Annotated in this window: 24 protein-coding genes and 1 pseudogene; 14 read left to right on the top strand and 11 right to left on the bottom strand. The window is 72.3% G+C overall.

The features are described from left to right. Window positions 1-2,704, top strand: a 2,704-nt coding sequence (locus GVV75_RS08590; protein WP_159814346.1) for an FtsK/SpoIIIE domain-containing protein, incomplete at its 5' end; no start/stop codon positions are given. 204 nt (window positions 2,705-2,908) lie between these two features. Beyond that, window positions 2,909-3,157 (top strand): WhiB family transcriptional regulator, encoded by a 249-nt coding sequence (locus GVV75_RS08595; RefSeq protein ID WP_159524324.1) that lies wholly within the window; start codon window positions 2,909-2,911, stop codon window positions 3,155-3,157. A gap of 210 nt (window positions 3,158-3,367) precedes the next feature. Here the strand turns inward: GVV75_RS08595 and GVV75_RS08600 are convergent, their stop codons facing one another. After that, window positions 3,368-4,858 carry a sensor histidine kinase gene (locus GVV75_RS08600; protein ID WP_159524323.1) on the bottom strand — a complete coding sequence of 497 codons (1,491 nt, stop codon included), beginning with the start codon at window positions 4,856-4,858 and terminating at the stop codon, window positions 3,368-3,370. A gap of 65 nt (window positions 4,859-4,923) precedes the next feature. Here GVV75_RS08600 and GVV75_RS08605 point away from each other — a divergent pair, with 65 nt between their 5' ends. From GVV75_RS08605 to GVV75_RS08620, 4 genes are all read left to right on the top strand, one after another. Continuing rightward, window positions 4,924-5,418, top strand: coding sequence for a DUF2505 domain-containing protein (locus GVV75_RS08605; protein WP_159524322.1), 495 nt, complete (start codon window positions 4,924-4,926; stop codon window positions 5,416-5,418). 132 nt (window positions 5,419-5,550) lie between these two features. After that, window positions 5,551-6,006, top strand: a complete 456-nt coding sequence (locus GVV75_RS08610) for an OsmC family protein (RefSeq protein ID WP_159524321.1) — start codon at window positions 5,551-5,553, stop codon at window positions 6,004-6,006. 119 nt (window positions 6,007-6,125) lie between these two features. After that, window positions 6,126-6,779, top strand: a complete 654-nt coding sequence (locus GVV75_RS08615) for a hypothetical protein (protein WP_159718600.1) — start codon at window positions 6,126-6,128, stop codon at window positions 6,777-6,779. Further along, window positions 6,776-7,630: a thymidylate synthase gene (locus tag GVV75_RS08620; RefSeq protein WP_159814348.1), complete on the top strand. Its 855-nt coding sequence runs from the start codon at window positions 6,776-6,778 to the stop codon at window positions 7,628-7,630. Before GVV75_RS08615 ends, GVV75_RS08620 begins: the two co-directional genes overlap by 4 nt. Window positions 7,631-7,703: 73 nt before the next feature. On the opposite strand, the gene GVV75_RS08625 is transcribed toward GVV75_RS08620, so the two are convergent. Next, window positions 7,704-8,282 carry a dihydrofolate reductase gene (locus GVV75_RS08625; protein ID WP_442858388.1) on the bottom strand — a complete coding sequence of 193 codons (579 nt, stop codon included), beginning with the start codon at window positions 8,280-8,282 and terminating at the stop codon, window positions 7,704-7,706. 113 nt (window positions 8,283-8,395) lie between these two features. Here GVV75_RS08625 and GVV75_RS08630 point away from each other — a divergent pair, with 113 nt between their 5' ends. Further along, on the top strand, window positions 8,396-9,697 hold the full coding sequence (locus GVV75_RS08630; RefSeq protein ID WP_442858389.1) for an MFS transporter: 1,302 nt from the start codon (window positions 8,396-8,398) through the stop codon (window positions 9,695-9,697). Between the two features lie 119 nt (window positions 9,698-9,816). Here the strand turns inward: GVV75_RS08630 and GVV75_RS08635 are convergent, their stop codons facing one another. Genes GVV75_RS08635 through GVV75_RS08645 form a run of 3 tightly spaced genes read right to left on the bottom strand, consistent with a single transcriptional unit; the run spans window position 9,817 to window position 13,129 of the window. After that, window positions 9,817-11,253: a sugar porter family MFS transporter gene (locus tag GVV75_RS08635; RefSeq protein WP_159814352.1), complete on the bottom strand. Its 1,437-nt coding sequence runs from the start codon at window positions 11,251-11,253 to the stop codon at window positions 9,817-9,819. After that, window positions 11,250-12,107, bottom strand: coding sequence for a TIM barrel protein (locus tag GVV75_RS08640; RefSeq protein WP_159814354.1), 858 nt, complete (start codon window positions 12,105-12,107; stop codon window positions 11,250-11,252). Before GVV75_RS08640 ends, GVV75_RS08635 begins: the two co-directional genes overlap by 4 nt. After that, window positions 12,104-13,129 (bottom strand): Gfo/Idh/MocA family oxidoreductase, encoded by a 1,026-nt coding sequence (locus tag GVV75_RS08645; protein WP_159814356.1) that lies wholly within the window; start codon window positions 13,127-13,129, stop codon window positions 12,104-12,106. The genes GVV75_RS08640 and GVV75_RS08645 overlap by 4 nt, the downstream gene beginning before the upstream one ends. Window positions 13,130-13,445: 316 nt before the next feature. Between GVV75_RS08645 and GVV75_RS08650 the strand changes: the two genes are divergently transcribed. Further along, window positions 13,446-14,459, top strand: coding sequence for a LacI family DNA-binding transcriptional regulator (locus tag GVV75_RS08650; protein WP_159524332.1), 1,014 nt, complete (start codon window positions 13,446-13,448; stop codon window positions 14,457-14,459). 54 nt (window positions 14,460-14,513) lie between these two features. Here GVV75_RS08650 and GVV75_RS08655 read toward each other — a convergent pair whose 3' ends face one another. The 5 genes from GVV75_RS08655 to fumC form a co-directional block, all read right to left on the bottom strand. Then, on the bottom strand, window positions 14,514-15,491 hold the full coding sequence (locus tag GVV75_RS08655) for an ABC transporter substrate-binding protein (RefSeq protein WP_159524315.1): 978 nt from the start codon (window positions 15,489-15,491) through the stop codon (window positions 14,514-14,516). Further along, on the bottom strand, window positions 15,488-16,168 hold the full coding sequence (locus GVV75_RS08660) for an ABC transporter permease (protein ID WP_159626321.1): 681 nt from the start codon (window positions 16,166-16,168) through the stop codon (window positions 15,488-15,490). The genes GVV75_RS08655 and GVV75_RS08660 overlap by 4 nt, the downstream gene beginning before the upstream one ends. After that, window positions 16,165-16,827, bottom strand: coding sequence for an ABC transporter permease (locus tag GVV75_RS08665; protein WP_159718584.1), 663 nt, complete (start codon window positions 16,825-16,827; stop codon window positions 16,165-16,167). Before GVV75_RS08665 ends, GVV75_RS08660 begins: the two co-directional genes overlap by 4 nt. Further along, the gene (locus GVV75_RS08670) at window positions 16,824-17,699 is read right to left on the bottom strand and encodes an ABC transporter ATP-binding protein (protein WP_159524312.1); all 876 of its coding nucleotides are present in this window, start codon (window positions 17,697-17,699) and stop codon (window positions 16,824-16,826) included. Before GVV75_RS08670 ends, GVV75_RS08665 begins: the two co-directional genes overlap by 4 nt. Window positions 17,700-18,165: 466 nt before the next feature. Beyond that, window positions 18,166-19,587: a class II fumarate hydratase gene (fumC, locus tag GVV75_RS08675; protein WP_159524311.1), complete on the bottom strand. Its 1,422-nt coding sequence runs from the start codon at window positions 19,585-19,587 to the stop codon at window positions 18,166-18,168. Between the two features lie 479 nt (window positions 19,588-20,066). Between fumC and GVV75_RS08680 the strand changes: the two genes are divergently transcribed. The 6 genes from GVV75_RS08680 (at window position 20,067) to GVV75_RS08705 (ending at window position 23,642) form a co-directional block, all read left to right on the top strand. After that, window positions 20,067-20,819 carry a DUF2786 domain-containing protein gene (locus GVV75_RS08680; RefSeq protein WP_159718580.1) on the top strand — a complete coding sequence of 251 codons (753 nt, stop codon included), beginning with the start codon at window positions 20,067-20,069 and terminating at the stop codon, window positions 20,817-20,819. Between the two features lie 2 nt (window positions 20,820-20,821). Next, a complete protein-coding gene (locus tag GVV75_RS08685; RefSeq protein WP_159524309.1) occupies window positions 20,822-21,076 on the top strand; it encodes a hypothetical protein in 255 nt (84 codons plus the stop codon). Between the two features lie 5 nt (window positions 21,077-21,081). Beyond that, window positions 21,082-21,546, top strand: coding sequence for a single-stranded DNA-binding protein (locus tag GVV75_RS08690; protein ID WP_268891856.1), 465 nt, complete (start codon window positions 21,082-21,084; stop codon window positions 21,544-21,546). Between the two features lie 4 nt (window positions 21,547-21,550). Continuing rightward, window positions 21,551-22,336, top strand: a complete 786-nt coding sequence (locus tag GVV75_RS08695; protein ID WP_159718578.1) for a ParA family protein — start codon at window positions 21,551-21,553, stop codon at window positions 22,334-22,336. Continuing rightward, entirely contained in the window at window positions 22,333-22,719 is a 387-nt protein-coding gene (locus tag GVV75_RS08700; protein WP_159718576.1) for a hypothetical protein, read from the top strand. Before GVV75_RS08695 ends, GVV75_RS08700 begins: the two co-directional genes overlap by 4 nt. 89 nt (window positions 22,720-22,808) lie before the next feature. Beyond that, on the top strand, window positions 22,809-23,642 hold the full coding sequence (locus GVV75_RS08705) for a tyrosine-type recombinase/integrase (protein WP_159524306.1): 834 nt from the start codon (window positions 22,809-22,811) through the stop codon (window positions 23,640-23,642). A 418-nt stretch (window positions 23,643-24,060) separates the two neighbouring features. Here GVV75_RS08705 and GVV75_RS08710 read toward each other — a convergent pair. Next, window positions 24,061-24,195: pseudogene (locus tag GVV75_RS08710) on the bottom strand (hypothetical protein); the annotation flags it as partial. Window positions 24,196-24,254 lie beyond the last annotated feature (59 nt).

Raw genomic sequence — 24,254 nt, forward strand, 5'->3', positions numbered from 1 at the left:
GGGCGCGTCTGCGCCCGCTGCGCCGGGCGAGCCGGGCGGGCCCGGCGAGCCCGGCGATTCCCGGGCCCCGGGGGCCGCGCGAGCCCTGGTCCCCCACTCCCCAGCGAGCTGGAGGACCCCGGGCGCGGCCCCCTCGGCGGCGCTCGGCACGAGCCGCGGCGCCCTGGACCTCCAAATGGTCGGGGACGCCGACTCCACCGGGATCGTGGCGACCTGGCGCGGCGATCGCGCCGAGCTGCTCATCGCGCCCCGGGGCACGGGGCTGCCCGCGAGAGCGCTGAGCGCGCGACGCGCTCCCAGAGGAGCCCCAGCCATCACCGATCGCTGGTGGGAGGCGGTCCTCCTCGCCTCAGGCCGCCAGCTCCCCCGGCGCTCCAGTCCCGCCGGGCCGCACGGGCGAGGCGCTCCCACCGGGGCGGAGGATCCCCTGGCTCCCCCCGAGGGAGTCCTCCTGGGCGAGCTCACCGGCCCTGTCAGCGCGCGAGCCATCCGCGAGCGGTGGCGCTTGACAAGCCCCGGCAGGATGCGGCTGCCCGCGATCCTCGGCGTCGGGCCGCGCGGCGCCGTCGACGTGGACCTCGTGGCCGACGGGCCCCACGCCCTTCTGGCCGGGACGACGGGCTCGGGGAAGTCCGAACTGCTCACCGCATGGCTCTTGCAACTGGTCCTGGAGGCGCCGCCGGAGCGGCTGTGCCTAGTGCTCGTCGACTACAAGGGCGGGGCGGCCTTCGGCCCCCTGGAGGACCTGCCGCACACGGCGGGCGTGCTCACGGATCTTGACCCCGCCGCCACAGCCCGGGCGCTGTCCTCGCTGGAGGCCGAGCTCCGGCGCCGAGAGCGCCTCCTCGCCGCGCATGGGGCCCGGGACCTGGGCGAGCTCGAGCGCCGATGCGCCTCGGCTCCCGCGGACGGCGCGCTCGCCCCCGAGCAGGCCCCTCCCCGCCTGCTCATCGCCGTCGATGAGTTCGCGACCCTCGCGGACCAGCACTCCGAGGTCCTCGACGCCCTCGTGCGGGTGGCGGCTCAGGGCCGCAGCCTCGGCGTCCACCTCATCCTGTCTACGCAGCGCCCCGCCGGCGCGGTCTCACCGGCGATGCGCGCCAACACGACGATCCGGGCCTGCCTGCGGGTGCTGGACCCGGCGGACTCGCGGGACGTCATCGGCCATGACGGCGCCGCCCTGCTCCCCCGCCACCCGGGCAGGGTCATCGTCGAGGGCTGCGCCGCCTCCAGGAGCCAGGAGGTCCTCCAGGCACCCTGGTGCGGCCCGCGCGGGCGGCTTGAGGCGCTTGTGGAGCAGGTGCACCAGGCCCATCAGAGCCCGCGCTCCCCCGGTCGGGGGCCGGGGAAGGGCAGTGGCGCGGGCTCCACTGGCCCGTGGCGGCCCTGGGCCCCGCCGCTGCCCGAGCGCGCCCACAGGGGGCGGGCCGACGAACTGGTCGTGACCGCCGGCCGCCCCGGAGGCTCGCGGGCGGGCAGGCGCGAGGGCGTGGCCCTGGCGATGACGGATCTGCCCGAGGAGCAGTCGCTGGGACTGTGGCACTGGGACACCGGGGAATCACTGCTCGTGCTCGGTCAGGCGGGATCGGGCAGGACCACGGCGCTGGACTCGGCGGCGCTCGGGGCGCTGGCGGCGGGCCGCGTCGTCCACCGCTGCGGTGGGCCGAGCCCCCTGTCAGCGCTGGCCCAGGGCGCCGTGGGCATGGGCACCGTGGTGGGCCCGGATGACCCCCGGCGGCTTGCGCGCCTGTGGCGCCTGGCGGCGGAGGGCCGGCTGACGGGTGAGATCCTCGTCCTGGACGACGTCGACTCTCTCATCCCCGCCGTCGAGGAGGCGCTGGGTCCAGGCGAGGGCCAGCAGCTCGTGGAGGCGCTGGTGCGGATCGCGCCGGCCACGGGGACGGCTCTGCTCATCAGCGCCCCCTTCGGCCTGGCCAACACCCGGTGGGCGGGGGCCCTGCGGCACCGCGTCGTCCTGGGGGCCTCGACGCCGGCCCTCGCCTCGCTGGCCGGGATGCCCCGGGGCGCGGTCACCGGCGCGGCGCCCGGCCGAGGGGCGCTGGTGGACGGCGCGGAGTCCACGCCCATCCAGATCCTCCTGCCCGCGCCCGGCGAGAGGGCCGCTCCCGGCCTCGCCGCCGCCCGCCCGCTGCGCCTGGCGCCGATCCCCCGCGAGGCGCGCCCATCGCTGCTGCCCGCCGGGGCCTGGGCGGTCGGGGGAGACGACGCCGCTCCTCTCCCGGTTCCCCGTGGCGCCGTCCTCGTGACCGGGCCCCCTGGATCGGGGCGCACCACGGCGCTGCGGGCGCTGGAGGGAGCACTCGCCGCCGAGGCGCCGGGGAGAGCATCCCCGCTGGTCATCGACGATGCCGACCTCCTCCCCCAGGCCTCTCACGCCCAGGCGGAGGCGGAGATCGCCGCCGCGCTGCGCGAGGGGCGGCCGGTGCTCGTCTCGGCGACGACCGAGCGCGTGGCGGGATCCTTCCGGGGCCCGCTGATGACGCTCAAGGAGAGGGGATCGCTGGTCATCCTGTGCCCGGGCGCGGGGCCGGCGGCGCAGGTGGCCGGGGCGCCGCTGCGAGGGGTGATCGACCCCCGCGCCCCTCTGGCCCCGGGCCGGGGCGTGCTCGTGGATCACGGGCGTTTCACGCCCTTGCAGGTGGTTCGCGGCGAGGCCGCTCAGGGGGCGTCAGGCCATGCGTGAGAGCGCGGACCGACAGGGAATCGCAGCTGTGATAATTGCGACATCTTTTCATTGGCGGTCTCACACGCGTCAGGTCTTGCCGTCGGGGGTACGGCGTGTGAAAGTGTCCCCAGGACGCGCGACGACCACTCTGCCCCCCTACCAGGTGGACACCACGCGCTCGGCTCTCCCCTCTTGACTCACCTGCCCGTAAGGAAGCATTTCATGGACTGGCGTAACCAGGCTGCTTGTCTCACCGTCGACCCCGAGCTCTTCTTCCCGGTGGGCAACACCGGCCCGGCCATCGCCCAGATCGCCCGGGCCAAGGAGGTGTGCGCCCGCTGTGATGTGGTCGAGACCTGCCTCAAGTGGGCCCTGGAGAACGGCCAGGACGCCGGCGTCTGGGGCGGCATGAGCGAGGATGAGCGCCGCTCCCTCAAGCGCCGCGCCGCCCGCGCCCGCCGCTCCTCCTGACCGAGACCGGTCGAAAACAAGACCGAGACCGGTCGAAAACGGCAACGAGACCGGTTCACCGCGCGCTCCACGAGCATCGACCAACACCTGAACGGCGGCCCCTGACCTCGGATGAGGCGGGGGCCGCCGTCCTACACCCACCGGGCACGCTCGGGGCCGGGCCACGCCGCGCGGCGGCTCAGTGGCGCGGCGCCCCAGCTGCGCGGCGGCTCAGCCGAGCACGGGCTCGCCGCGGCTCGCCAGCCTGGCGATGATGGCGACGTCGGTCCCGCGGGGGCGCCCCTCCTCATCGACGACGGGCTCCCAGTCGATACTGCCGCGCAGCTCGCCGCGAACGAGCGTCTGGACGATCCTCGTGCCCAGGCCGGTCATGACGGCTCCGGGCTCGATGCCCGCGCCGTCATCGATGACATGGACCTCGATCCGCTCGCCGTCCCGCAGCGCGCGCACGGTGACGGTGCCGTCGCGCTCCTCAAGCCCGTGCTCGACGGCGTTGGTCACCAGCTCGGCCAGCACCGTGGCCAGGGCCTGGGCGGAGTCGGCGTCCACGATGCCGAAGGACCCCTCCAGCACGGTCCTGACCTGCCCCGAGGGCGTGGCGACGACCGCGGCGGTGCGCAGGATGGACTCGAAGACCTCGTCGAAGTCGACAGTCTCGTCGACATTGTGGCTCAGCGCCTCATGGACGGTGGCGATCGCGGCGACCCTCCGCTCCGCCTCGGCCAGCGCCTGGCGGGTCTCATCGTTGGTGGCGCGGCGGGCCTGCATCCTTAGCAGGGCGGAGACGGTCTGCAGGTTGTTCTTGACCCGATGGTGGATCTCCCGGATCGTGGCGTCCTTGTTCATGAGGACCTGCTCACGGCGCCGCAGCTCGGAGACGTCGCGGACCAGGAGGATCGCTCCGGCCCTCTCCCCGTGCACGATGAGGGGGATCGCCCGCAGGACGAGGAAGACGCCAGAGATCTCGATCTCCGTGATCCAGGCCTGCCTGCCCATGAGGACAACCGCCATGGTCTCGTCCACCGGCGTGCGCTCGGGGATGATGTCCGTGATCGCCGATGCCAGGTGCGCGCCGACGATCTCCCCGACGATGCCCAGCCGGTGCAGGCAGGAGCGGGAGTTGGGGCTGGCGTAGACGATGGCGCCCTCGGCGTCGAGTTGGACGACGCCGTCGGCCACTCGCGGGGTGCCGTGCCGCAGCGCGGTCACTCCGCCGAGGATCGGGAAGGCCCCCTCGGAGATCATCTGGCACAGGGAGTCGGCGAGGGCCTTGAGGGGCTGGTTGCCGAAGCGCTCCCCGCGCATGACCCCCACGCGCGTCTCCCGCGTGACGACGGCGACTGCCCGGCCCTCGTGGAGCACGGGCACGTACTCCTCGCGCACCGCGGTGGTCCCGGTCCACTGGGGGTCGGACATGACCAGGATAGTGCCGGTGGTGAGGGTCTCCAGGGCGGCGATCTCGCGTGAGGCGGGCATGCGGCGCCCCACCACCTCCTCCAAGTGGACCGTCTGCCCCGTGGAGGGGCGGCAGTGGGCGATCGCCACAAAGCGACCGCTCAGGCCGCGGACCCACAGGACCAGGTCGGACACGGACAGATCGGCGATGACCTGCCAGTCCGCGATGAGGTGGCGGATCCAGTCGAGGTCGCGCGGCGGCAGGTCGATGGAGGCGCGCGACTGGGGCGGGAGGATCGGCGTCACAGTGGAAGCCTAGTCGAGCCGACCGCCCGTGGCGCGCTGGCCCCCTCCATGGCAGGCTCTAGGACATGAGGAAGACAGTGACCATCACCTACCCCGCCGATCCCGCCAGGGTCGCCACCATGCTGGCGGACCCGGAGTACCAGCGCGGAAGGGTCGCCCGGCTCGGCTCCGGGACCGTCACCAGCGAGGTGACGGCCCAGGGCGACGGCTTCTCCGCCACCGCCAGCGGCACCGTCCCCGCCGATTCCCTGCCCTCGGCCGCCCGCCGCCTGGTGCGCTCGGGCGTGTCCTTCACCGTCACCGAGGCCTGGGGCGGCCCCGCCGAGGATGGCTCGCGCACCGGCACGCTGAGCATCGACGCTGGCGGCGCGCCCGTGCGCTCCTCGGGCGCCCTGACCATGCGCCCCAGCGGTGGGCAGACCGTCGTCGAGGTGGACCTGGAGCTCAAGGTCACCGTGCCCCTGGTGGGCCGCGCCATCGAGGACAAGGCCATGTCGATGGCCGGGCGGGTCATCGCCGATGAGGAGTCCCGCGCCGCCGCCTGGCTGGGCTCGCACTGACCGCCCGCCTCCCCGCTCCCGCTCCTCCCCGGAGTATTCCCACCGGCCCGCCGTGTCCGCCCTGCGCGCACGGCGGGCTCTTCGCGCGTGCCCCAGTGGTATCGGACCGACTGGGCGTGCCACGATCGGCCCATGAGCGATACCCCCTCCATCATCCCTACCGAGAAGAACTCCGTCTGGGCCGAGCGCACCGGCACGCGCCAGTACGTGGGCCGCAACCACTCCGGCGCCGAGGTGCGCATCGGCACTGGCCCCGGGGAGTTCTCCCCCGGGGAGCTGCTCAAGCTCGCCCTGGCCACCTGCAACTCCCTGTCCGCGGACCACCGCCTGACCAAGGCCCTCGGCGAGGACTTCGACGCCAACGTCGTGTGCGCGACCACCAAGAACGATGAAGACGAGCGCTACGACTCCTTCGAGGTTCAACTCGTCGCCGATTACTCATCCTTGAGCGCGGAGCAGCTCGCCGTCCTGCGCCAGCGCGTCGACGGCGCGATCGACCGCTCCTGCACCGTGGGCCACACCCTGGAGAAGAGCCCCCAGGTCCGCCTGCTCATCGTCCAGGACCCCGACGCCGAGCCCGCGGCCTGACGCCGGCGCCCTCCCCCGCCCCGGGGCGCCGCCCGGTGCCCCGGGGCGCCCAGCCCCGCGCCATTCCCACCACCAACACCGTCCACGCACCAGGAGCATCCGTGAGCCGTTCCACCGCCATGATCGAGGCGGCCGTCGACAAGGCGATCGCGATCCCCGCCTCGCGCATCACCGAGCGCGTGGCCCGCATGCGCCGCGACCGCCCCGGCGCGGACACGGCCGAACTCGTCGCGCTCGCCGCGGACCGCTTCCGCAACGAGGCGGGCCTGTCCTCCGGCGCCGTCGGCGCCTCGGCGGCCCTTCCGGCGATCGGCACCGCCAGCGCGGCGGCCCTCACCGTGGGTCAGACGGCCGTCTTCATCGGCTCCGCCGTCACCTACGTGCTCACCGTCGCCGAGCTCCAGGGGCTGCGGGTCGTCGAGCCGGAGAAGCGGCGAGCCCTCGTGCTCTCGGCGCTCCTGGGCCGCGAGGGCTCCGAGGCGGTCCAGGGCCAGCTCGGCCTGGCCAGCCTCTTCTGGGCGGCCCAGTCCCTGGCCCAGATGCCGATCCCCACCGCCAAGAGCATCAACGGACAGCTCGCCAAGCGCCTGGCCAAGCGCGCGGCGGCCAAGGGCGGAGCCATCGCGCTGGGCCGGCTCCTGCCGCTGGGCATCGGCGCGGCCATCGGCTACTCGGGTGGGCGGGCCCTGGCCAACCAGGTCATCGAGGGCGCCCAGGCGGCGCTCGGCCCGGCATCCCCCTTCGTCCCCGCCCTGGAGGTCATCGAGGCATGAGCGGCACACCAGCACTGGAGTCCCTGGGCCTGAGGGCGCCCGACGGCGTCAACGTCGCCTATGAGGAGCTCCTCGCGGACGTCCTCCTCAACGGCGCGCCCAAGGGCGACCGCACCGGCACGGGCACCCGTTCCCTGTTCGCCCGCCAGCTCCGCTACGACCTGGCCGCCGGATTCCCCCGCATCACCACGAAGTTCGTGGCGATGAAGGCGGTCAAGGGCGAACTGCTGTGGTTCCTCAAGGGCGCCACGAACATCGGCTGGCTCACGGAGCACGGCATCACCATCTGGGACGAGTGGGCCGACGCCGACGGCGAGCTCGGCCCGGTCTACGGCGCCCAGTGGCGCTCTTGGCCCGCGCGCGACGGCGGGGCCATCGACCAGATCACCGCCCTCATCCACACGCTGCGCACCGACCCCGACTCCAGGCGCATGCTGGTGTCGGCCTGGAACGTCAGCGAACTGGACCGCATGGCCCTGGCCCCCTGCCACGCCTTCTTCCAGTGCTACGCGGCCGACGGCCGCCTGAGCCTGCAGATCTACCAGCGCAGCGCGGACATGTTCCTCGGTGTTCCCTTCAACATCGCCTCCTACGCCCTGCTCACCCACATGCTCGCCCAGCAGGCCGGGCTCGAGCCGGGCGAGCTCGTGTGGACCGGCGGGGACTGCCACATCTACTCCAACCATGTCGAGCAGGTGCGCGAGCAGCTGTCCCGCGTGCCGAGGGCCCACCCGTTCCCGACGCTGCGCCTGGAGAAGGCGGAGTCGATCGACGCCTACGCGATGGACGACATCGACGCCTCGCAGGGCTACCAGCACCACCCCTCGATCAAGGCGCCCGTCGCCGTCTGAGCGCGGTCTGGGAGCCCTGGGAGCCCCGGGAGAACCATCCTCCCGGCCGGGCCGGTGATCGCCGGCGGATCGATCACCGACGCCGCCAGGCGTCGATCCGCCAGGCGGCGTCCCCGGAGACGGGCCGCCATGCGCCCTCGGGGTCGGACAGCGCGGCATCGCGCGCCCAGGAATCCTCCGCGATGCGGGGCGCCCGCACAGCACCGTCGGGGGCGTCGACGGCGAGGTCGAGAGTGGTCACGAGCAGCAGGCCCGCCACATCAGCCTCCATGGCCTGGGCATAGACGCTGCCGCCTCCGATGACCCATACGCGGGGCAGCGCCCCGGCCCTCGCGCGTTGGTCAGGGCCGAGCTCGGCGTCAAGGCCCCTTCCCGCCAGGTCGATGGCGGAGACGAGGTCGGGGGCGCACAGGGCGCCCTCCGCGGACCAGCCGCGCTGGCGGGTGAGGACCACGTTGCGGCGCCTGGCCAGCGCCCCACCCAGGGAGCCCCAGGTGGCGCGGCCCATGACCAGGCCGCAGCCGAGGGTGGAGGCGCGGAAGTGCCTGAAGTCGTCGGGGACGCGCCACAGCATCCCCCCATCGGCGCCGATGACACCGGCTGCGTCCTGGGCCCAGATCATTCCCACATGCTTCGCGCTCACGGGAGCCATCCTGCCAGGTACCGGAGGTCGCTCGCGAGCCGCGGCCCGGCAGGCGCGGCTCACCGGGCGCCGCCGCCCCAGCCATGATCTAGAGTGCGCCTGTGCCCCTGCCCTCCCCCTCGATTCCCGCATCCCAGGTCACAGGCACGGCCCGCGCCACGCTGCGCGCGCTGCTCGCCATCGTCCTGTTCACCTACGTGGCGCAGAACATGCTCAACGCGTCGATCGCTCCCCTGGCCCGGGCGCTCGGCCTGCGCGAGTGGATCGTCGGCCTGGCCGTCTCCCTGGCCGCGCTCACGGTGGCCTCCCTCTCGCAGTTCTGGGGGCGCCGGTCGATCGCCTGGGGGCGCCGCCGCGTGCTGTTGAGCGCCCTCACCCTGGCCATGATCGCGGGCTGCCTCTTCGCCGCCGCGGTGGGACTGCGCAGCGCCGGCCTGCTGGGGGCGGGCGCCGCCGCGGTGGCCGTGGTGACAGCCCGCGGCCCGTTCTTCGGCGGCGCGGTCGCGGCGATCCCGCCCACCGGCCAGGCGCTTATCGCCGAGATGACGCCGGATGAGCGCGCCCGGGTGAGGGGAATGTCCGCCTTCGCCGGCGCCGTGCAGATGTCGATCCTCATCGGCTCTGTGGTCTCCTCGGCGCTGGGGGCGTGGTCGATCCTGGCCCCGGTGTACGCCACGCCGGCCTTCGTGGCGATCGCCCTGCTCATCGGCCTGCTGTGGATCCCTCACGACGGCTCCCGTCCGCCCTCCGGGGGCCAGGCGCCGCCGTCCTCCCCCGCGGGAGCGGGCCCGACAGGAGCGCCGGCGACGCGCGCGGCCGCCCTCCCACCGCGCGTGTCCTGGAGGGATCCGCGCCTGCTGCCCTGGATCGGCTCGGGCCTGGGCATGTTCTTCAGCGCGGGGGTGGTCCAGATCATCGTCGGCTTCATCGTCCAGGACCGCCTCGGCCTGGCCCCGGAGCGCGCGGTGAGCCTGACGGCGCTCATGCTGCTGGCCAACGCGGCGGGGGCCATGCTCATGCAGCTCGTCGCGGTGCCGCGCCTGGGATGGCCGCCCCGCAGGCTCATCCGCATCGGCCTGGCCATCGCCCTGGTCGCGCTGGTGGCGCTGGCACTGGCGCCCGCCCTGCCCATCATGATCATCTCGACGCTCTTCCTGGGCGCCGCCATGGGACTGGTGGGGCCCGGTTTCACGGCGGGCGGCTCGCTCTCCGTCACCGCCGTCGAGCAGGGCGGGGTGGCGGGCATCCTCAACGCCACGGGCGCGGTGACATGGGTCTTCGCCCCCGTCACGGCGACGGCGCTCTACGGCTGGCGGCCCCTGGCTCCCTTCGGCCTCGCGCTGGCAGTGCTCACGGCGTCCTTCACCGTCGCGTGGACGCATCCGGGGCTGCGGGGACGATCACGGAGGGCGCCGGAGGCATGAGCCTCCCTCGGGCGCCGCGCGGGGCCGGCGCCCCTGGGCGCTGGGATGGCGGCGGCGCCGTCGAGCCGCGTCACCAGCCCGACGGCGCCGCCGCCGCTTAGCACCCGAACCGGTCAGGTTCAGGAGTACTTCTCCTCGAAGTGCCGCTCGAGGGACTCCAGGGTGCGGCCGAAGGTCTCAGGCAGGAACTTCGCGTAGAACACCAGCGTGCACGCGTTGATCACGGCGAAGACGAAGAACGTGTTGCCCTGCACCGCCGCGATGAGGTTCGGGAAGGCGAAGGCCACGATGACGTTGCCCATCCAGTTGCAGAACACCGCCACGCCGTTGGCCAGCCCTCGCACGCGCATGGGGAAGATCTCCGAGAGCATGAGCCAGAAGGTCGGGCCGATGAAGCACTGCATGGAGAACAGGAAGGTGAGCATGAACAGCAGCACCAGGTAGGAGCGCGCCGCCGACTCCGGCAGGAGGAACATCGAGCCCAGCAGGATCAGCGAGATGACCACGCCGGTCTGGCCGATGAGCATCATGCGCCGGCGGGGCATCCTCTTGAGGAAGCCGATGCCGATGGATACGGCCACCACCGAGACCACGCCGTTGGCGATCGTCGCGACAAGGGCCGCCTGGGTGCCCAGGCCGGTGGTCTGGAGGATCGTCGGGGCGTAGTACATGATGCCGTTGACGCCGGTGAGCTGCGACAGGGCCGCCAGGCCGATGCCGATCGCGGTGATCTTCCCGATCCACGGGGTCTTGAGGTCCGCCCAGGAGCCCTTGCCGAGCGCGGCCTCCTCCTCGACGCGGTGGATGATGTCGCGGCCCTCATCCTCGACGCCGTCGGCCATGCGGACCTCGTTGAGGACCCGCCACATGTCGGCCGCGCGCCCCTGGCTCGCGAGCCAGCGCGGGGACTCCGGCAGTAGGTGCATGCCGATCCACAGGCCAATGGCGGGAACCGAGGCGATGACGAGCATCCAGCGCCAGACGTGGGCCTGCGGCCACATGACGGCGATGAACGCGTTGAAGGAGTAGGCCAGCAGCTGACCGGTGACGATCATGAGCTCATTGCGCGCCACCATGGTGCCGCGGATCGTCACCGGCGCCATTTCGGAGAGGTAGACGGGCACGGTGGCGGAGGCGCCTCCCACGGCCAGGCCGAGGAAGAAGCGGAAGGCCACGAGGGCCGGGTAGTCCGGAGCCAAGGCGCAACCGAGCGCCCCGATGAGGAAGATGACGGCGACGGTGTAGATGTTCTTCTTGCGCCCGTAGCGGTCAGACAGCCGCCCGCCGACGATGGCCCCGATAGCCGCCCCCATCGTGAGCGAGGAGGTGACGATCGACTCCTGGAAGGCGGTCAGGCCCAGCCCGCCCTCCTCGGCGCCGCGCGCGAGGAAGGGCAGGGCGCCGGAGATGACGCCGGTGTCGTAGCCGAACAGGAGGCCGCCGAGTGTGGCGATCGTGCGGATGGTGAGCAGGCGCTTATCGACGCGGGCCTTCTCCGCGGGGGTCCCCGCGTCGGCGTGGCGCGCCTGGACGGCCGCGCTGGCATTGTCGCTCATGCGGGGCCTCCTACGGTGAAGGTGGTGATGAACTGATCCAGGGCGGTATTGGTGGCGGCGGTGGAGCCGGGCTCGTCCGCGTCGGTGGCGCCCCAGGCGAAGGCCTCCATGCCGATGTTGCCGCGGTAGCCCATGTCGGCCAGGGCGGTGGCGATGGCACGGTAGTTGATCTCCCCGGTGCCGGGCTGGGCCCGGCCGGGGACGTCGGCGACCTGGAGCTCCCCGATCCAGGGCAGGGCCTGGCGGCACAGCTCGATGAGGTTTCCCTCCCCGATCTGGGCGTGGTACAGGTCGAGGTTGATCCTCAGGTGCGGCGAGTCGACGGCGCGCACGAGGGCCAGCGCGTCGGCCGCCGAGGCGAAGGGGCAGCCGGGGTGGTCGAGCGCGGTGTTGAGGTTCTCCAGGGTGAACACGCGCCCCTCCCTGGCCCCGAGCTCGGCCAGGCGGGCGCAGGTATCGGCGGCGCGCAGCCAGTCGCCCGGGGTGGGGTGGGCGTTGGCGACGACGGGGATACCGCCCTCGCCCAGGCCGGTGCCGTGGAAGTTAAGCACCGGGCACTCCAGAGTCTCGGCCGCGCGCAGTGACTGCTCGGCCGTCTCAAGCAGGCGGGTGACACCGGCGTCGGTAGTCAGGTCGCCCTCGACGTATCCGGTCATGGACACCACGCGCGCCCCGTCGGCGCGGCGGGCGGCCAGCGCCCGGAGGTCCTTGGCAGTCCAGTCCCAGATCTCCACGCCCAAGCCGCGCGCGGCGATGGCCTCGACGCGCTCCATGAACGGCTTGTCGAGGTAGATCATCTCCGCGCAAGCCGCCAACGAGAAGGCATTGCCCTCGGGCACGGTCACCGCGCTCATCGGGCCACCTCCCCCAAGGACACGGTGCGGGACTGCTGGACCGAGAGGATGGCCGCCCGGGCGATCTCCAGGGCCTTGACGCCGTCCTCGCCCGTGGGGATGGCGGGGGCCTCGCCGCGCACGGCCCCGACGAAGGCGGCGAACTCGGCCACATAGGCGCTGTGGAGGAGATCGGTGTCCGCCCGGGAGGTTCCGTAGGCGACGCCGTCCGGGCCGTAGTACTCCATATCGCTGGTGCGGCCGGATCCGGCGACGGCCATGCCGCCGTCGCCGAAGACCTCGCCGCGCACGTCGTAGCCGTAGGTGGCGCTGAAGGAGGCTTCGGCGGTGGCGAAGGCGCCGTTGTCGAAGCGCAGGTGGACGATCGAGGTGTCAAGGAAGCCGGCCTGCCGGGCGTCCGGCCGGATGAGGGCATCGGCGTGGGCGGTGACCTCGGTGACCTCGGATCCGGGGTTGAGGAAGCGCAGCGTGTCGAAGTCGTGGATGAGGGTCTCCAGGAAGATCGTCCACAGCGGGGTGCGCTCGGGGTCTCCGCCGTAGGGGCCGGGGTCGCGGGTGAGCGAGCGCAGCAGTTGCGGGGTGCCGACGCGGCCATCGTCCACCACCCTCCTCGCAGCGGCGAACCCGGGGGCGAAGCGGCGGTTGAAGCCGACCTGCAGGACCACGCCGGCCTGGGCCGCGGCGGCCACGCACTCGTCGGCCTCGGCCAGCTCCGTGGTCAGGGGCTTCTCGGTGAAGACGTGCTTGCCGGCCTTGGCCGCCTCGACGATGAGGTCGCGGTGGAGTGCGGCCGGGGTCGTGACGACGATGGCATCGACGCCGGGGTCGGCGAGGACGGCCCGGGCATCGGCCTCGGGGCGGGCGCCGAGATCGGTGGCCAGGGCGGTCGCGGCGTCGACGCGGGGGTCGACGACGGCGACGAGCTCCGCGGTGTGGAGCTCGTGAGCGATCGCGGTGGCGTGGTGAGAGCCGATTCTGCCGGCACCGACCAACGCGATCCTGACGGGTTCGCGAGATGTCATGCTTCCTGACTCCTTCGTCGTGTCTGGGTGCTCAGGCCGGGAGCCCACAGCATCATCACTGTGATCCTGGCGACGCCGTAGACCGTAATACGTTCCAATTCCCCTGGACCGTGAGCGCACGAACTCTGCGCCCTCATCCACCTCTTTTCGCTGCTGGCAGGCGGTTCATCCGACCACCGCTCTCGACAGAACGTTCTAAAATTATTACTTTCCAGTCTCAGGCGACCGCCGCTGGGCGGGCGCCCCGGTCAGGCGCCGCGTGAGCGGCGCGGGACTAAGGGAGGATGGCGCTATGCCCCGTGGCAGGAGCAGGAGGGTGACGCTGGTCGATGTCGCCCGGGAGGCCAGTTGCTCCGTGTCGATGGCCTCGATCGTCATGCGGGACGCCGCGGGAGCCTCAGAGGAGACCCGTCGTCGCGTCAAGGCCGTCGCCAAGCGGCTCGGTTATCGGGCGGATCAGCAGGCGCGGGCCCTGCGGTCGGCGCGCTCAAGCCTGATCGGGGTGACCTTCGCCGTCCACCAGCCCTTCCACGCCGGGCTCATCGAGAGCCTCTACCACGCCGCGGAGAGCGCCACGACGCACCGGCTCGTCCTATCGGCCGTCATCGACACGATCGATGACCGCCGTGCCGCGGACACGCTGCTGCGCGACCGCGTTGACGCGCTCATCATGGTGGCTCCCTCCATCGGCGCGGCGCGGCTGAGGAGCCTGGCCGATGAGGTACCGGTGGTGACGATCGCCCGGCCGGTCGCCAGCCCCGCGGTGGACGTCATCCGCATTGATGACCGGGGCGGGCTCGCGCTCGCCGTCGAGCACCTCGTCTCCCTGGGGCACCGGCGGATCGCGCATGTCGACGGCGGCACGGCGCCATCCTCGGCCGAGCGCGCCGCCGGGTACCTGGAGGCGATGGGCTCGCACGGCCTGGGGGATCAGGTCATGGTCCTGCCAGGGGGCATCGAGCAGGAGCACGGGCTCGCCGCCGCAGCCGCGATGGTGGACAAGGCCCTGGCGGCCGGCGGGCTGGAGCGCCTGCCGACCGGCGTCGTCGCCTTCAACGACCGGGTGGCCGGCGGCATCGTCCTGGGCCTGAGGGCGGCCGGGGCAGCGGTGCCGGAGCGGGTGAGCGTCGTCGGCTTCGACAACGCCCGGCGGGCGCAGGCCGGGCCGGTGACCCTGACGACGATCGACCAGAACACGGATCTCATGGCGCGCCTGGCGCTGGAGCGCGCGATCGGCCGCGCGGCGAACAACTACCTGCCCACTGAGCAGGTGATCGTGCCCCGGCTCGTGGTCAGGGCCTCCACCGCAGCGGCTCCGGGGCTGGGCTGACGGGCCCTCCTCAGGCCTGCTGGGCGGGCGTCGGCACCGCGGGCCGGGCGCCGCTCAGCCCGCGAGACCCTGGGCGGCCAGCCAGTCGGCGGCGATGACCTCGGCGGCGAGCTGCTCGCCGGTGGAGCGGGCATTGAGGGCTCGCAGCTGGCCCGGTCCCAGGCGCGCGCAGACCGCGTCGATGGCCTCCACGGCCGTGGGCGCCAGGGCCTCGGCGACCAGCGGCGTGACGCGCTGAGGGGCGATGAGCCCGGCGGGGTCCTCCAGGATCACCAGGCCATTGGCCTCGATGACGGGATCGGAGGAGTAGATGTCGGCGACATCGACGCTCCCGTCGGTCAGGGCCTTGACGGTGAGCGGCCCGCCGGAGTCCTCCACGGGGGTGACCTCGATATCGACCCCGTAGACGGATTTGACGCCCGCTGGCCCGTAGGGGCGGGCCATGAACTCGCTGTTGGCGGCCATGCGCACCGCGCGGCCGAGGCCCGCGAGGTCGCCGATGGAGGTCAGGCCGTGCTCCTCGGCGCTCGCGCGGGTGACGGCGAAGGAGTCCTGGTCGGTCGCCTCCGCGGGCGCCAGGACCCGCAATCCGCCGGGCAGGATCCGGGTGAGCTCCTCCTGGACGGCCTCGGCGGTGGTGGGGCCGGCGGCGGGGGATGCGGCCCCAGCGGCGGGACCGGTGCCCGCCGTCGCCGAGACGCGCTGGTAGTGCTGCAGGAGGTTGCCGCCGTACTCGGGGATGACGTCGATCGAGCCGCTGGCGATCTCGGGCAGGTAGGCCTCGCGCTGGCCGATGCGGAACTCCCGCTGGACGGTGAGCCCCTTGGCCTCGATGGCCTGGGCGAAGAGCTCGGCGATGATCTCGTTGGAGTAGTACTGCTGGCTGCCGACGACGATGCTGCCCTTGCGGCGGTGGACAGCGAAGGGGTTCGCATCGGAGCAGCCGGCCAGGAGGGCCGCGGCCCCGGCGCCCAGGCCCGCGAGCATGGCGCGCCGGGTGGGCCGCGTGACGGGGTGGTTCTGGCGGTTCATGAGGCCTCCTTGCGCCGGTGGCGCGATCCCGCGGGCGCGCTGGCCCGCTGGAGGAGCGCGAAGAGCCCCTCGGAGAAGAGGGCCAGGGCGATCACCAGGAGCGCCGCGGCGAGCATGATCGGGTAGTCCTGGGTCTTGAGCCCGAGGAACATCAGGCGGCCCAAGCCCCCCGCGCCGGTGTAGGCGGCCAGGGCGCCCGTGGCGATGACCTGCAGGGAGGCGGCGCGCAGGCCGCCGAGCATGATCGGGGCGCCCAGCGGGATCTCGACCCGCGTGAGGATCTGCAGCGGGCTCATGCCCGCCCCTCGCGCGCCGTCGACGGCGGTGGGGTCCACGGATTCCACGCCCGAGTAGGCCCCGGCGAGGGCGGAGGGGAGCGCGAGGATGACCAGGGCGATCATGGGCGCCCTCAGCCCGATGCCCAGGGCCAGGCCGAACATGGTGATCAGCCCCAAGGTGGGCAGGGCGCGCACGGCGCCGGTCAGGGCGATGACGAGGGCCCGACCGTGGCCGGTGTGCCCGATCCACCACCCGATGGGCATTCCGATGAGGGCGGCGATCGCCACGGCGGCGAGGGAGTAGGCGGCGTGCTGCGCCAGGAGCCGGGCGATGCCCATGGAGCCGGACCAGTGGGCGCCGTCGGCGATGTAGGCGAGGGCGTCGAGGAGGAGCCTCATGCGGCGGCCCTCCCCGCCCGGGCTCCCCCGCCACGGGACCAGGGCATGAGCAGGCGCCCGCCGGCGACGATGAGCAGGTCCACCACGAAGGCGGTCAGGGCGGTCAGCAGCACGCCGGTGATGATCTCGGGCCAGATGCCCCGTTCGAAGCCGTCGGTGAAGAGCCAGCCGAGGCTGCGCACGCCCAGCACCGCGCCCACCGTCGTCAGCGAGATCGTGGAGACGGTGGTCACCCGCAGGGCGGCGAGGATGGCCGGGCCCGCCAGTGGCAGCTCGACGGTGACGAATCGGCGCAGCCGCCCCATGCCCATGGCGGTGGCGGCGTCGAGGGCGCGGTGGTCGACGGCGTCGAGGGCCTCAACGGTGGCGGGGACGAGGAGGGCCAGGGCGTAGAGGGCCAGGGCGACGACGACGTTGAGCGTGGATCGGATGCCGGTGGCCAGGAGGATCGGCAGGATAACGAACAGCGCGAGGGAGGGGATCGCGTACAGGAGCGAGGCCGCGGTGGTGATGAGGCCGCGCAGGGGGCGGACCCTCTGGGCCAGGCGCGCCAGGGGGATGGTGATGAGCAGGGCGGCGACGATCGCGGGCAGCGCCTGGGCGAGGTGGGACTCCAGGCAACTGAGGATGAGGGCGCGGCTGGCCAGGATCCAGGTCATGGGCGCGGCACCTCGGCGGCCTCGGGCACGGGGGACGGTGGGGACGGCGAGCCGGCGCCGGAGTCACGCACGGCCGTCTCGCGCAGGCGGGAGGCCCGGATGTCGTCGTCGAGGCCGAGGAAGCGTTCGACGAAGGCGTCGGCCGGGTGATGGAGGATCTGGGGGCCGGTGCCGCGCTGGGCGATCCGGGCGCCCTCGCGCAGGACGATGATCTCGTCACCCAGGGCCAGGGCCTCATCGACGTCGTGGGTGACGAACAGGATCGTCTTGCCCAGCTCGCGCTGGAGGCGGGCGGTCTCGGCCTGCAGCTCGCGGCGCACGAGGGGGTCGACGGCGCCGAAGGGCTCGTCCATGAGGAGGATCGCGGGGTCGGCCGCGAGGGCCCGGGCGACGCCGACCCTCTGGGCCTGCCCGCCGGAGAGCTCATGGGGGTAGCGCTCGGCCAGAGCGGGGTCGAGGCCGAGGATGTCCATGAGCTCGTGGGCGCGGTGGGCGGCCTCCGCCCGGCTCGTGCCATTGAGCCGGGGCACGAGGGTGATGTTGTCGATGACGCGGCGGTGCGGCAGGAGACCGCCGTTCTGCATGACGTAGCCGATGGAGCGGCGCAGGGCGACGGGATCCCGACCGGCGACGTCCTCGCCGTCGATGAGGACGCGCCCGCTGGTGGGCTCGACCATCCGGTTGACCATACGCATGAGCGTGGTCTTGCCCGAGCCCGATGAGCCGAGCAGGACGGTGGTGGTCCCCTGGGCGATGGTGGCGCTGAAGGAGTTGACGGCGGGGCCCGCCGAGGCGTCCGCCCCCTGGCGCCTGGCGCGCCGGGGTACGGGATAGTGCTTGGTGACGGAGTCGAACTCGATCTCACCACTCATCGACGTGCTCTCCTCGTGGTGTGGGGCCTGGGCTGCCACTCGTTCAGTCCGGCGCCTGGCGGCGCGCGGCGGGTGATGCCGCATGACCCAACACCTAATCTTCTCATCTCATTCCCCGCTGCTGGGAACCACCGTCACGACTCCATAAAGTTCCCTCATAAACCGAGACCGGTCGAAAATAGGAGCGAGACCGGTCGAAAACAGCGACGAGACCGGTCCGCGGCCCGCAGGCCGGCGCCGGGTGGTTGGTCAGGGGGCGGCTGGCCACCGCCGGATGGCTGGCCACGCGCGCGACTGGCGGACGGCCGAGACGATCCCGCCGGCGGCGCATCCGATGAGGGTCGTGGCCACGACGACGGCGCCCTCCCTCCGGGATAGGAGGGCGGGCGCCGTCGTCGGCATCGCCGGGTTGGCCTGTTGAGCCGGTCCGCCTGGGCACTGGCCAGCGGTTCTCAGCGGGCGCGTCTCACTCGGCAGCGCTGGGGTGCGTCATATCCATGGGCACCACCCAGGCGTCGAACTCCTCCTCCGTGACGAAGCCGAGCTCGAGGGCGGACTCGCGCAGCGACAGGCCCTTGTGGTGCGCGTTCTTGGCGATCTTGGAGGCCTTGTCGTAGCCGATGTGGCGGTTGAGGGCCGTGACCTGCATGAGGTTCGTGGCGAGGTTCGCCTCGATCTTGGGCAGGTTGGGCTCGATGCCGTAGGCGCAGTTGGTGTCGAAGGAGACGCAGGCGTCGCCGAGCAGGCGGATGGACTCCAGGACGTTCCAGGCCATGACGGGCTTGAAGACATTGAGCTGGAAATTGCCCTGGGATCCAGCGAAGCCGACGGCGGCGTCGTTGCCGAAGACCTGCGCGGCCACCATGGTCATGGCCTCGCACTGGGTGGGGTTGACCTTGCCGGGCATGATCGAACTCCCGGGCTCGTTCTCGGGGATAAGCAGCTCACCGATGCCGTTGCGCGGGCCGGAGGCGTACCAGCGCACGTCGTTGGCGATCTTCATGAGCGCATCGGCGAGCACGCGCAGCGCCCCGGAGACCAGGACGAGGGCGTCGTGCGCGCCCAGAGCCGCGAAGAGGTTGTCGGCCTGGGTGAACTCGATGCCGGTCTCCTCGCTGATCTTCGCGGCGCAGAGCTTGCCGAAGTCGGGGTGGGCGTTGAGGCCGGTGCCGACGGCGGTGCCGCCGATGGCGAGCTCGCGGGCGCGGGAGTCGGCGTAACGGACGCCGTCGAGCGCGAAGTCGATCTGGGCGACCCACCCGGAGATGACCTGGCCCAGGGTGATGGGGGTGGCGTCCTGGAGGTGGGTGCGGCCCACCATGACGACGTCCTTGTACTCCTCGGACTTCTTGGCCAGGGTGTCGCGCAGCTGCGCGACGCGCGGGTACATGGCCGCCAACTCGCTGACCACGGCGATGTGCATGGCCGTGGGGAAGGTGTCGTTGGAGGACTGGCCGCGGTTGACATGGTCGTTGGGGTGAACGGGGGTCTTGGAGCCCCTCTGCCCGCCGGCCAACTCGATGGCGCGGTTGGAGATAACCTCGTTGGAGTTCATGTTGGACTGGGTACCCGAGCCGGTCTGGAAGACGACGAGCGGGAAGTGATCATCGAGCTTTCCGGCGATGACCTCATCCCCGGCGGCGGCGATGAGATCGGCGATGTCCTGGGGGAGCTCGCCGAGCTCGGCATTGGCCAGGGCGGCGGACTTCTTGAGCACGCCGAGGGCGCGGACCATGGGCCGACCCCACACGAAGGTGTTGCGGCCGATGTCGAAGTTGTGCAGGGAGCGCTCGGTCTGGGCGCCCCAGTAGCGGTCGGAGGCGACCTCGATGGTCCCCATGGAGTCGGACTCTGTGCGCGTCGTCGCGCCGGGCTTCTCGGTTGTCATGGTGCCAAGGCTAGCGAAAAGCGGGCCCACGCACCCGCGGACTGACGTCCCGCGGCACCGGGAGATCGCCGGCGCCCACTGGCGCCTTCGCCACCGAGAGGTGCCGTTAGCACCCACTGGTGCGTCCTGCCCGCACCAGTGGGTGCGAACAGCACCGCTCAGTGCGGAATGCACCAGTGGGTGCGAACAGCACCGCCCACCGCGGAACGCGCTGCCGACGGCTCGTGGGTGCCCGCCCCGTACGTGCCCGGGCAGCAGAAAGCCCCGGCACCTGCTGGTGCCGGGGCCTCCGGTCTCGTAGCGGGGACAGGATTCGAACCTGCGACCTCCGGGTCGTGGGCGTGGCTCCAGTGGATCGTCGTCGCCGTCGAGCACGCCGACGTGCTCGTCAGGTCCTGGGTACACCGCCATGCTCCTAAAGCTGGCGTTACGTCCAACGCCAGCGTTTCGGCAAACGCCGGTCTTGGGGGGTGGGGCTGGTGAGCGTCGACGACAAGGCGCGGCGGACGATCCGCCGGCTGCTGGCGATTGCCGGCGATGAGGCGGCCAGCCCGGCCGAGCGCGAGCTCGCGATGGAGAGGGCCACCGTGCTCATGGCCCGCCACTCCATCACCGGCCTGACCGACGACCCCGACGCCCGCAGTCGCGAGGTGGCCACGCGCAGTCTCACCGTCGCCGGCGGGACGTCCACCGCGTCCCTGGCCCTGGCCTACGGCATCGGCCATGTCGCCCGAGCCGGCGGCGCCGGCGCCTACTTCACCGACCGCCGCCGCTGGCGCACCGCCGACGGCGGGCCCGGCGTCGATGTCCACCTCGTCGCTGTCGCCGACGACCTCGACTGGCTCGAGCCCCTCACCCACTCCCTGCTCACCCACGCCGCCCTCGGCTGGGCCACCTGGAGACGCGACAACCCCCGCAGGTGGAAGCCCATGAAAACCACCACCCGCCAGCGCGTGCGCAACGGGTACATGGCCGCCTACGCCGCCGGCGTCGCCGACCGCGTCCGTGCCACCCGTCAGGACGCCATCGACCGGCTCGACGAGGCCGAGCGCACGAGCACCGCCCTGACCGTGCGAACCCGCGCCCAAAGAGTCCAGGACCACCTGGCCACTCTCGACCTCACCCACGGCAAGGACGTCGACGCCGACCTGCGTGCCGCCGCACAAGGCCGAGCCGACGGCTGGGCCTCCGGCCTCGGCCAGCCCGCATACCCCACCATCGAAAGGAACTGACCGTGAAACCGACGCACACCCAGCAGCCCAGTTCAGACCCCACCGCGACAGTGACCATCCCGCTGAGCTTCACCCAGCAGTGCACACTGCTCGGGGCCACGACTGCGCTCCTCGACGATCTGCGCGCCCGTCTGAGCGACGAGGGCCTGACCGACGCCGAGCGTGATCGCCTTCTGCGCGACATCGCCAGCGCCGAGGTCCTCGACGACCTCGTCCTACGCGCGGAGGCGCTCGTCGCCCGCGCCGAGGAGGGCTGATCATCATGGCCGGCGACACCGTCATCACGATCATCGGGAACCTCACCGCGGATCCGGAGATGCGCTTCACCCCGTCGGGTGCGGCGGTCGCGTCCTTCACGATCGCGTCCACACCGCGCACCTTCAACCGCCAGACCAACGAGTGGCAGGACGCGGAGACGCTGTTCATGCGCTGCTCAATCTGGCGCGACGCCGCGGAGAACGTCGCGGAGTCCCTGACCAAGGGCATGCGCGTCATCGCCCAGGGCCGCCTCCAGCAGCGCTCCTACACGGACCGTGAGGGCGCCCAGCGCACAGTCGTGGAGATGCAGGTCGATGAGATCGGCCCCTCCCTGCGCCACAGCACCGCCCAGATCGGCCGTCGGCGCGCCAGCGGGCAGGCCCCCGACCACGCCGCCCAGCGCAGCGCGCCAGCGGGCCCCGGCATCCCCTGGGAGCCCCAGGCGCCTACGACAACGCACGAGGACTAACACCATGACCACGACCACAATCGCCGTCGCCAACCAGAAGGGCGGCGTCGGCAAGACCTCGACGACCGTCAACCTCGCCGCCCGTCTCACAGCCGCCGGCCTGGGGGTCCTCGTCGTCGACGCCGACCCCCAGGCCAACGCCACCAGCATCCTGGACGTCGAGCTCGACGACGCCACCCGCACCCTCAACGACGTGCTGGCCGCCGTGGCCACGGGCCAGGCCGGCCCCGGCGCCATCGCCGGCGCCATCACGCCAGCCGGCCCCGCCTGGGACGGCATCGACGTCGTGCCCGCCGAGCGGGCACTCGCCTCACGCGAGACCGACACCAGCCCAGGACGTGAGCACGTCCTGAGCAACGCCCTCGAGGGCGCCGTCGACGACTACGACGTCGTCCTCATCGACTGCCCGCCGGCCCTGGGCGTGCTGACCCTGGCAGCCCTGACCGCTGCCGACCAGGTCCTCGTCGTCACCGAGCCGCGTGCCTCCGCCGTCGACGGCGTCGACGAGCTCACCCGCACCATCGACGCCGTGACGCGCTTCTACAACCCGGCCCTGCGTACAGCCGGCATCCTCATCAACAAGTGGCGCCCCGACCGCCTCGACCGCGTCGCCTGGCACGACGTCCTGCGCCAGACCCACCCAGGCCTCGTCATCGATCACCCCCTGCCCGAACGAGAAATCGTGGCCACGGCCGCCACCAACCGCGTCCCCGTCCCCCGCCAGGAGGGACGCGACTACGTGCTCGCCCTGGACGCCGTCGCCCGCCACCTCCCCCAGGAGACCCGATGAAGCCCCAACCCCGCCGCCGCCCGACCCCCTCCATCCCCAAGGCCGCAGGCCCCGATCCCGCCAACCTCAACGCCAGCATTAGGAACAACGCTGGCATTGACACCAACGCCAGCGTTCAGCCGAACGCTGGCAGACCGACAGCCCGTCGCACCACCACCGTCAAGAAGATGACGCTGCGCCTCGACGAGTACGCCATCGGTCGCATCCGGGCTGCCTGGATCAACGACCTCGCCCACGGGGGCCGCTCCCCCAGCCTCAACGCCTGGATCGTCGAACTGATCATGGACCGGGTCGAGGCCGCCGAGCAGGCGCGCAACGACGGAGCCCCCTACGCCCCCATCCCAGCCGGCCAGATCCCCACCGGCCGGCCACGCGCCCTGTAGGCGCACCAACGTCACCGTGGAGAACGCCAGCGTCTCACCAAACGCTGGCGTTCTCGCGTGCTCACAGCAGGCGATCACGATCCACTCCCATGAACACCAGCCCCTGCACCCTGCCGGTACCCGCCACCTGGGCCGGCGCCGTCGCCCGCTTCGAGACCGTCCTGCGCGCCGCGGGACGACGTGAGACCACCATCGCCACGCGCCTGCGCCACGTGCGCCAGCTCGCACGCGCCCTGGCCGACACGCCCCCCGACCAGGTCACCAGTGACCAGCTGCTCACCTGGGCCGGAGCCCAGCGCTGGCAGCCAGAGACCCGCCATGCCTACTACGTCTCCATCCGCCTGCTCTACGTCGCGCTCGACCTGCGCCCCAGCCCGGCCGACGCGCTGCCACCGATCTCCCGCCCTGTCCCACCACCCAGGCCGACCCCAGAGGCCGTCTACCGCCGCGCCCTGGCCGACGCCGACGAGCGCACCAGGGCGATCCTGACACTGGCCGGCGCAGCCGGCCTGCGCCGCAGCGAGATCGTCCAGGTCAACATCCGCGACCTCATCGACGATCTGACCGCCACCAGCCTCGTGGTGCACGCCAAGGGAGGCCGCGACCGCCTCATCCCCCTCACTGACGAGCTGACCGCCCTCATCCGCACCATGTGCGCCACCAGCCCCGAGGGCTGGGCCTTCCCCTCACGAGACGGCGGACACATCACACCCCGATGGGCCGCCCGTCTGGCCAGCCGAGTCCTCCCACCCGGATGGAGCCTGCACACACTGCGCCACCGCTTCGCCACCACCGCCTACGCCGCCGACCGCGATCTCCTCGCCGTCCAACGCCTCCTCGGCCACACCAGCGTCGCCACCACCCAGCGCTACACCGCACCACCCGACAACGCCATGCGACAAGCCCTCAACGCCGCAGCCTGAAGCCAGCCTCACCACCGTGCTTGCCAGACAGGCAGGCCGACAGGCACAATAAAGGGGAGCCACCCGGCGGACACCGGGTGGCTCCCCGAGGTAGGAAGTTCAGTTGAACCACCTACCGAGGGCATCCACAAGGACACTGACGGCCCGGATCAGGCGAGCGCTTGAGTTGAGAAGCGCGCTCACCTTCCGGGCCGTTCCCTTGCCCCCGCGGACTTTGGCGTGCTTGCCATGCGGCTTGGACACGACCCCCACCTCCTCCCTGACCTCACTTCCTCCCCGGCAAGGACACTAGGTGTTCCGGGAGAAGGTGCCGGAGAAGGCGCTCACAGAGTAGCAGTGCCCACCGCCGCACCTACTGACGCCCCAGCGCCCGATACAACGTCGCGCGGTGCACGCCCAGGTCGCGGGCGACGACTGTCTAGGGGACACCTGCGGCCAGGCGCTGCCTGGCCTGGGCGATGTCGGTGTCGGTCAGGGCGCGGGCGGTGAGCTCGTCGACCAGGTCGGCCAGGTCGCGCACGGAGCGGGCCAGGCGGTCCATGGAGGTCACGACGAGCTCACCGCCCGTGCGTGCTCACACGCCCCACGCAACAGGTGAGGACCCCCGGGAAG

Source organism: Actinomyces sp. zg328 (assembly GCF_009829635.1).
GTDB classification, from domain to species: domain Bacteria; phylum Actinomycetota; class Actinomycetes; order Actinomycetales; family Actinomycetaceae; genus Actinomyces; species Actinomyces marmotae.

What these genes read in the sequence shown, in the direction of transcription:
- GVV75_RS08595 (WP_159524324.1), top strand. Translation starts at nt 2,909, where the DNA reads ATGGACTGGCGTAACCAGGCTGCTTGTCTCACCGTCGACCCCGAGCTC.
- GVV75_RS08605 (WP_159524322.1), top strand. Translation starts at nt 4,924, where the DNA reads ATGAGGAAGACAGTGACCATCACCTACCCCGCCGATCCCGCCAGGGTC.
- GVV75_RS08610 (WP_159524321.1), top strand. Translation starts at nt 5,551, where the DNA reads ATGAGCGATACCCCCTCCATCATCCCTACCGAGAAGAACTCCGTCTGG.
- GVV75_RS08615 (WP_159718600.1), top strand. Translation starts at nt 6,126, where the DNA reads ATGATCGAGGCGGCCGTCGACAAGGCGATCGCGATCCCCGCCTCGCGC.
- GVV75_RS08620 (WP_159814348.1), top strand. Translation starts at nt 6,776, where the DNA reads ATGAGCGGCACACCAGCACTGGAGTCCCTGGGCCTGAGGGCGCCCGAC.
- GVV75_RS08625 (WP_442858388.1), bottom strand. Translation starts at nt 8,282, where the DNA reads ATGGCTCCCGTGAGCGCGAAGCATGTGGGAATGATCTGGGCCCAGGAC.
- GVV75_RS08635 (WP_159814352.1), bottom strand. Translation starts at nt 11,253, where the DNA reads ATGAGCGACAATGCCAGCGCGGCCGTCCAGGCGCGCCACGCCGACGCG.
- GVV75_RS08640 (WP_159814354.1), bottom strand. Translation starts at nt 12,107, where the DNA reads ATGAGCGCGGTGACCGTGCCCGAGGGCAATGCCTTCTCGTTGGCGGCT.
- GVV75_RS08645 (WP_159814356.1), bottom strand. Translation starts at nt 13,129, where the DNA reads ATGACATCTCGCGAACCCGTCAGGATCGCGTTGGTCGGTGCCGGCAGA.
- GVV75_RS08655 (WP_159524315.1), bottom strand. Translation starts at nt 15,491, where the DNA reads ATGAACCGCCAGAACCACCCCGTCACGCGGCCCACCCGGCGCGCCATG.
- GVV75_RS08660 (WP_159626321.1), bottom strand. Translation starts at nt 16,168, where the DNA reads ATGAGGCTCCTCCTCGACGCCCTCGCCTACATCGCCGACGGCGCCCAC.
- GVV75_RS08665 (WP_159718584.1), bottom strand. Translation starts at nt 16,827, where the DNA reads ATGACCTGGATCCTGGCCAGCCGCGCCCTCATCCTCAGTTGCCTGGAG.
- GVV75_RS08670 (WP_159524312.1), bottom strand. Translation starts at nt 17,699, where the DNA reads ATGAGTGGTGAGATCGAGTTCGACTCCGTCACCAAGCACTATCCCGTA.
- fumC (WP_159524311.1), bottom strand. Translation starts at nt 19,587, where the DNA reads ATGACAACCGAGAAGCCCGGCGCGACGACGCGCACAGAGTCCGACTCC.
- GVV75_RS08690 (WP_268891856.1), top strand. Translation starts at nt 21,082, where the DNA reads ATGGCCGGCGACACCGTCATCACGATCATCGGGAACCTCACCGCGGAT.
- GVV75_RS08695 (WP_159718578.1), top strand. Translation starts at nt 21,551, where the DNA reads ATGACCACGACCACAATCGCCGTCGCCAACCAGAAGGGCGGCGTCGGC.
- GVV75_RS08700 (WP_159718576.1), top strand. Translation starts at nt 22,333, where the DNA reads ATGAAGCCCCAACCCCGCCGCCGCCCGACCCCCTCCATCCCCAAGGCC.
- GVV75_RS08705 (WP_159524306.1), top strand. Translation starts at nt 22,809, where the DNA reads ATGAACACCAGCCCCTGCACCCTGCCGGTACCCGCCACCTGGGCCGGC.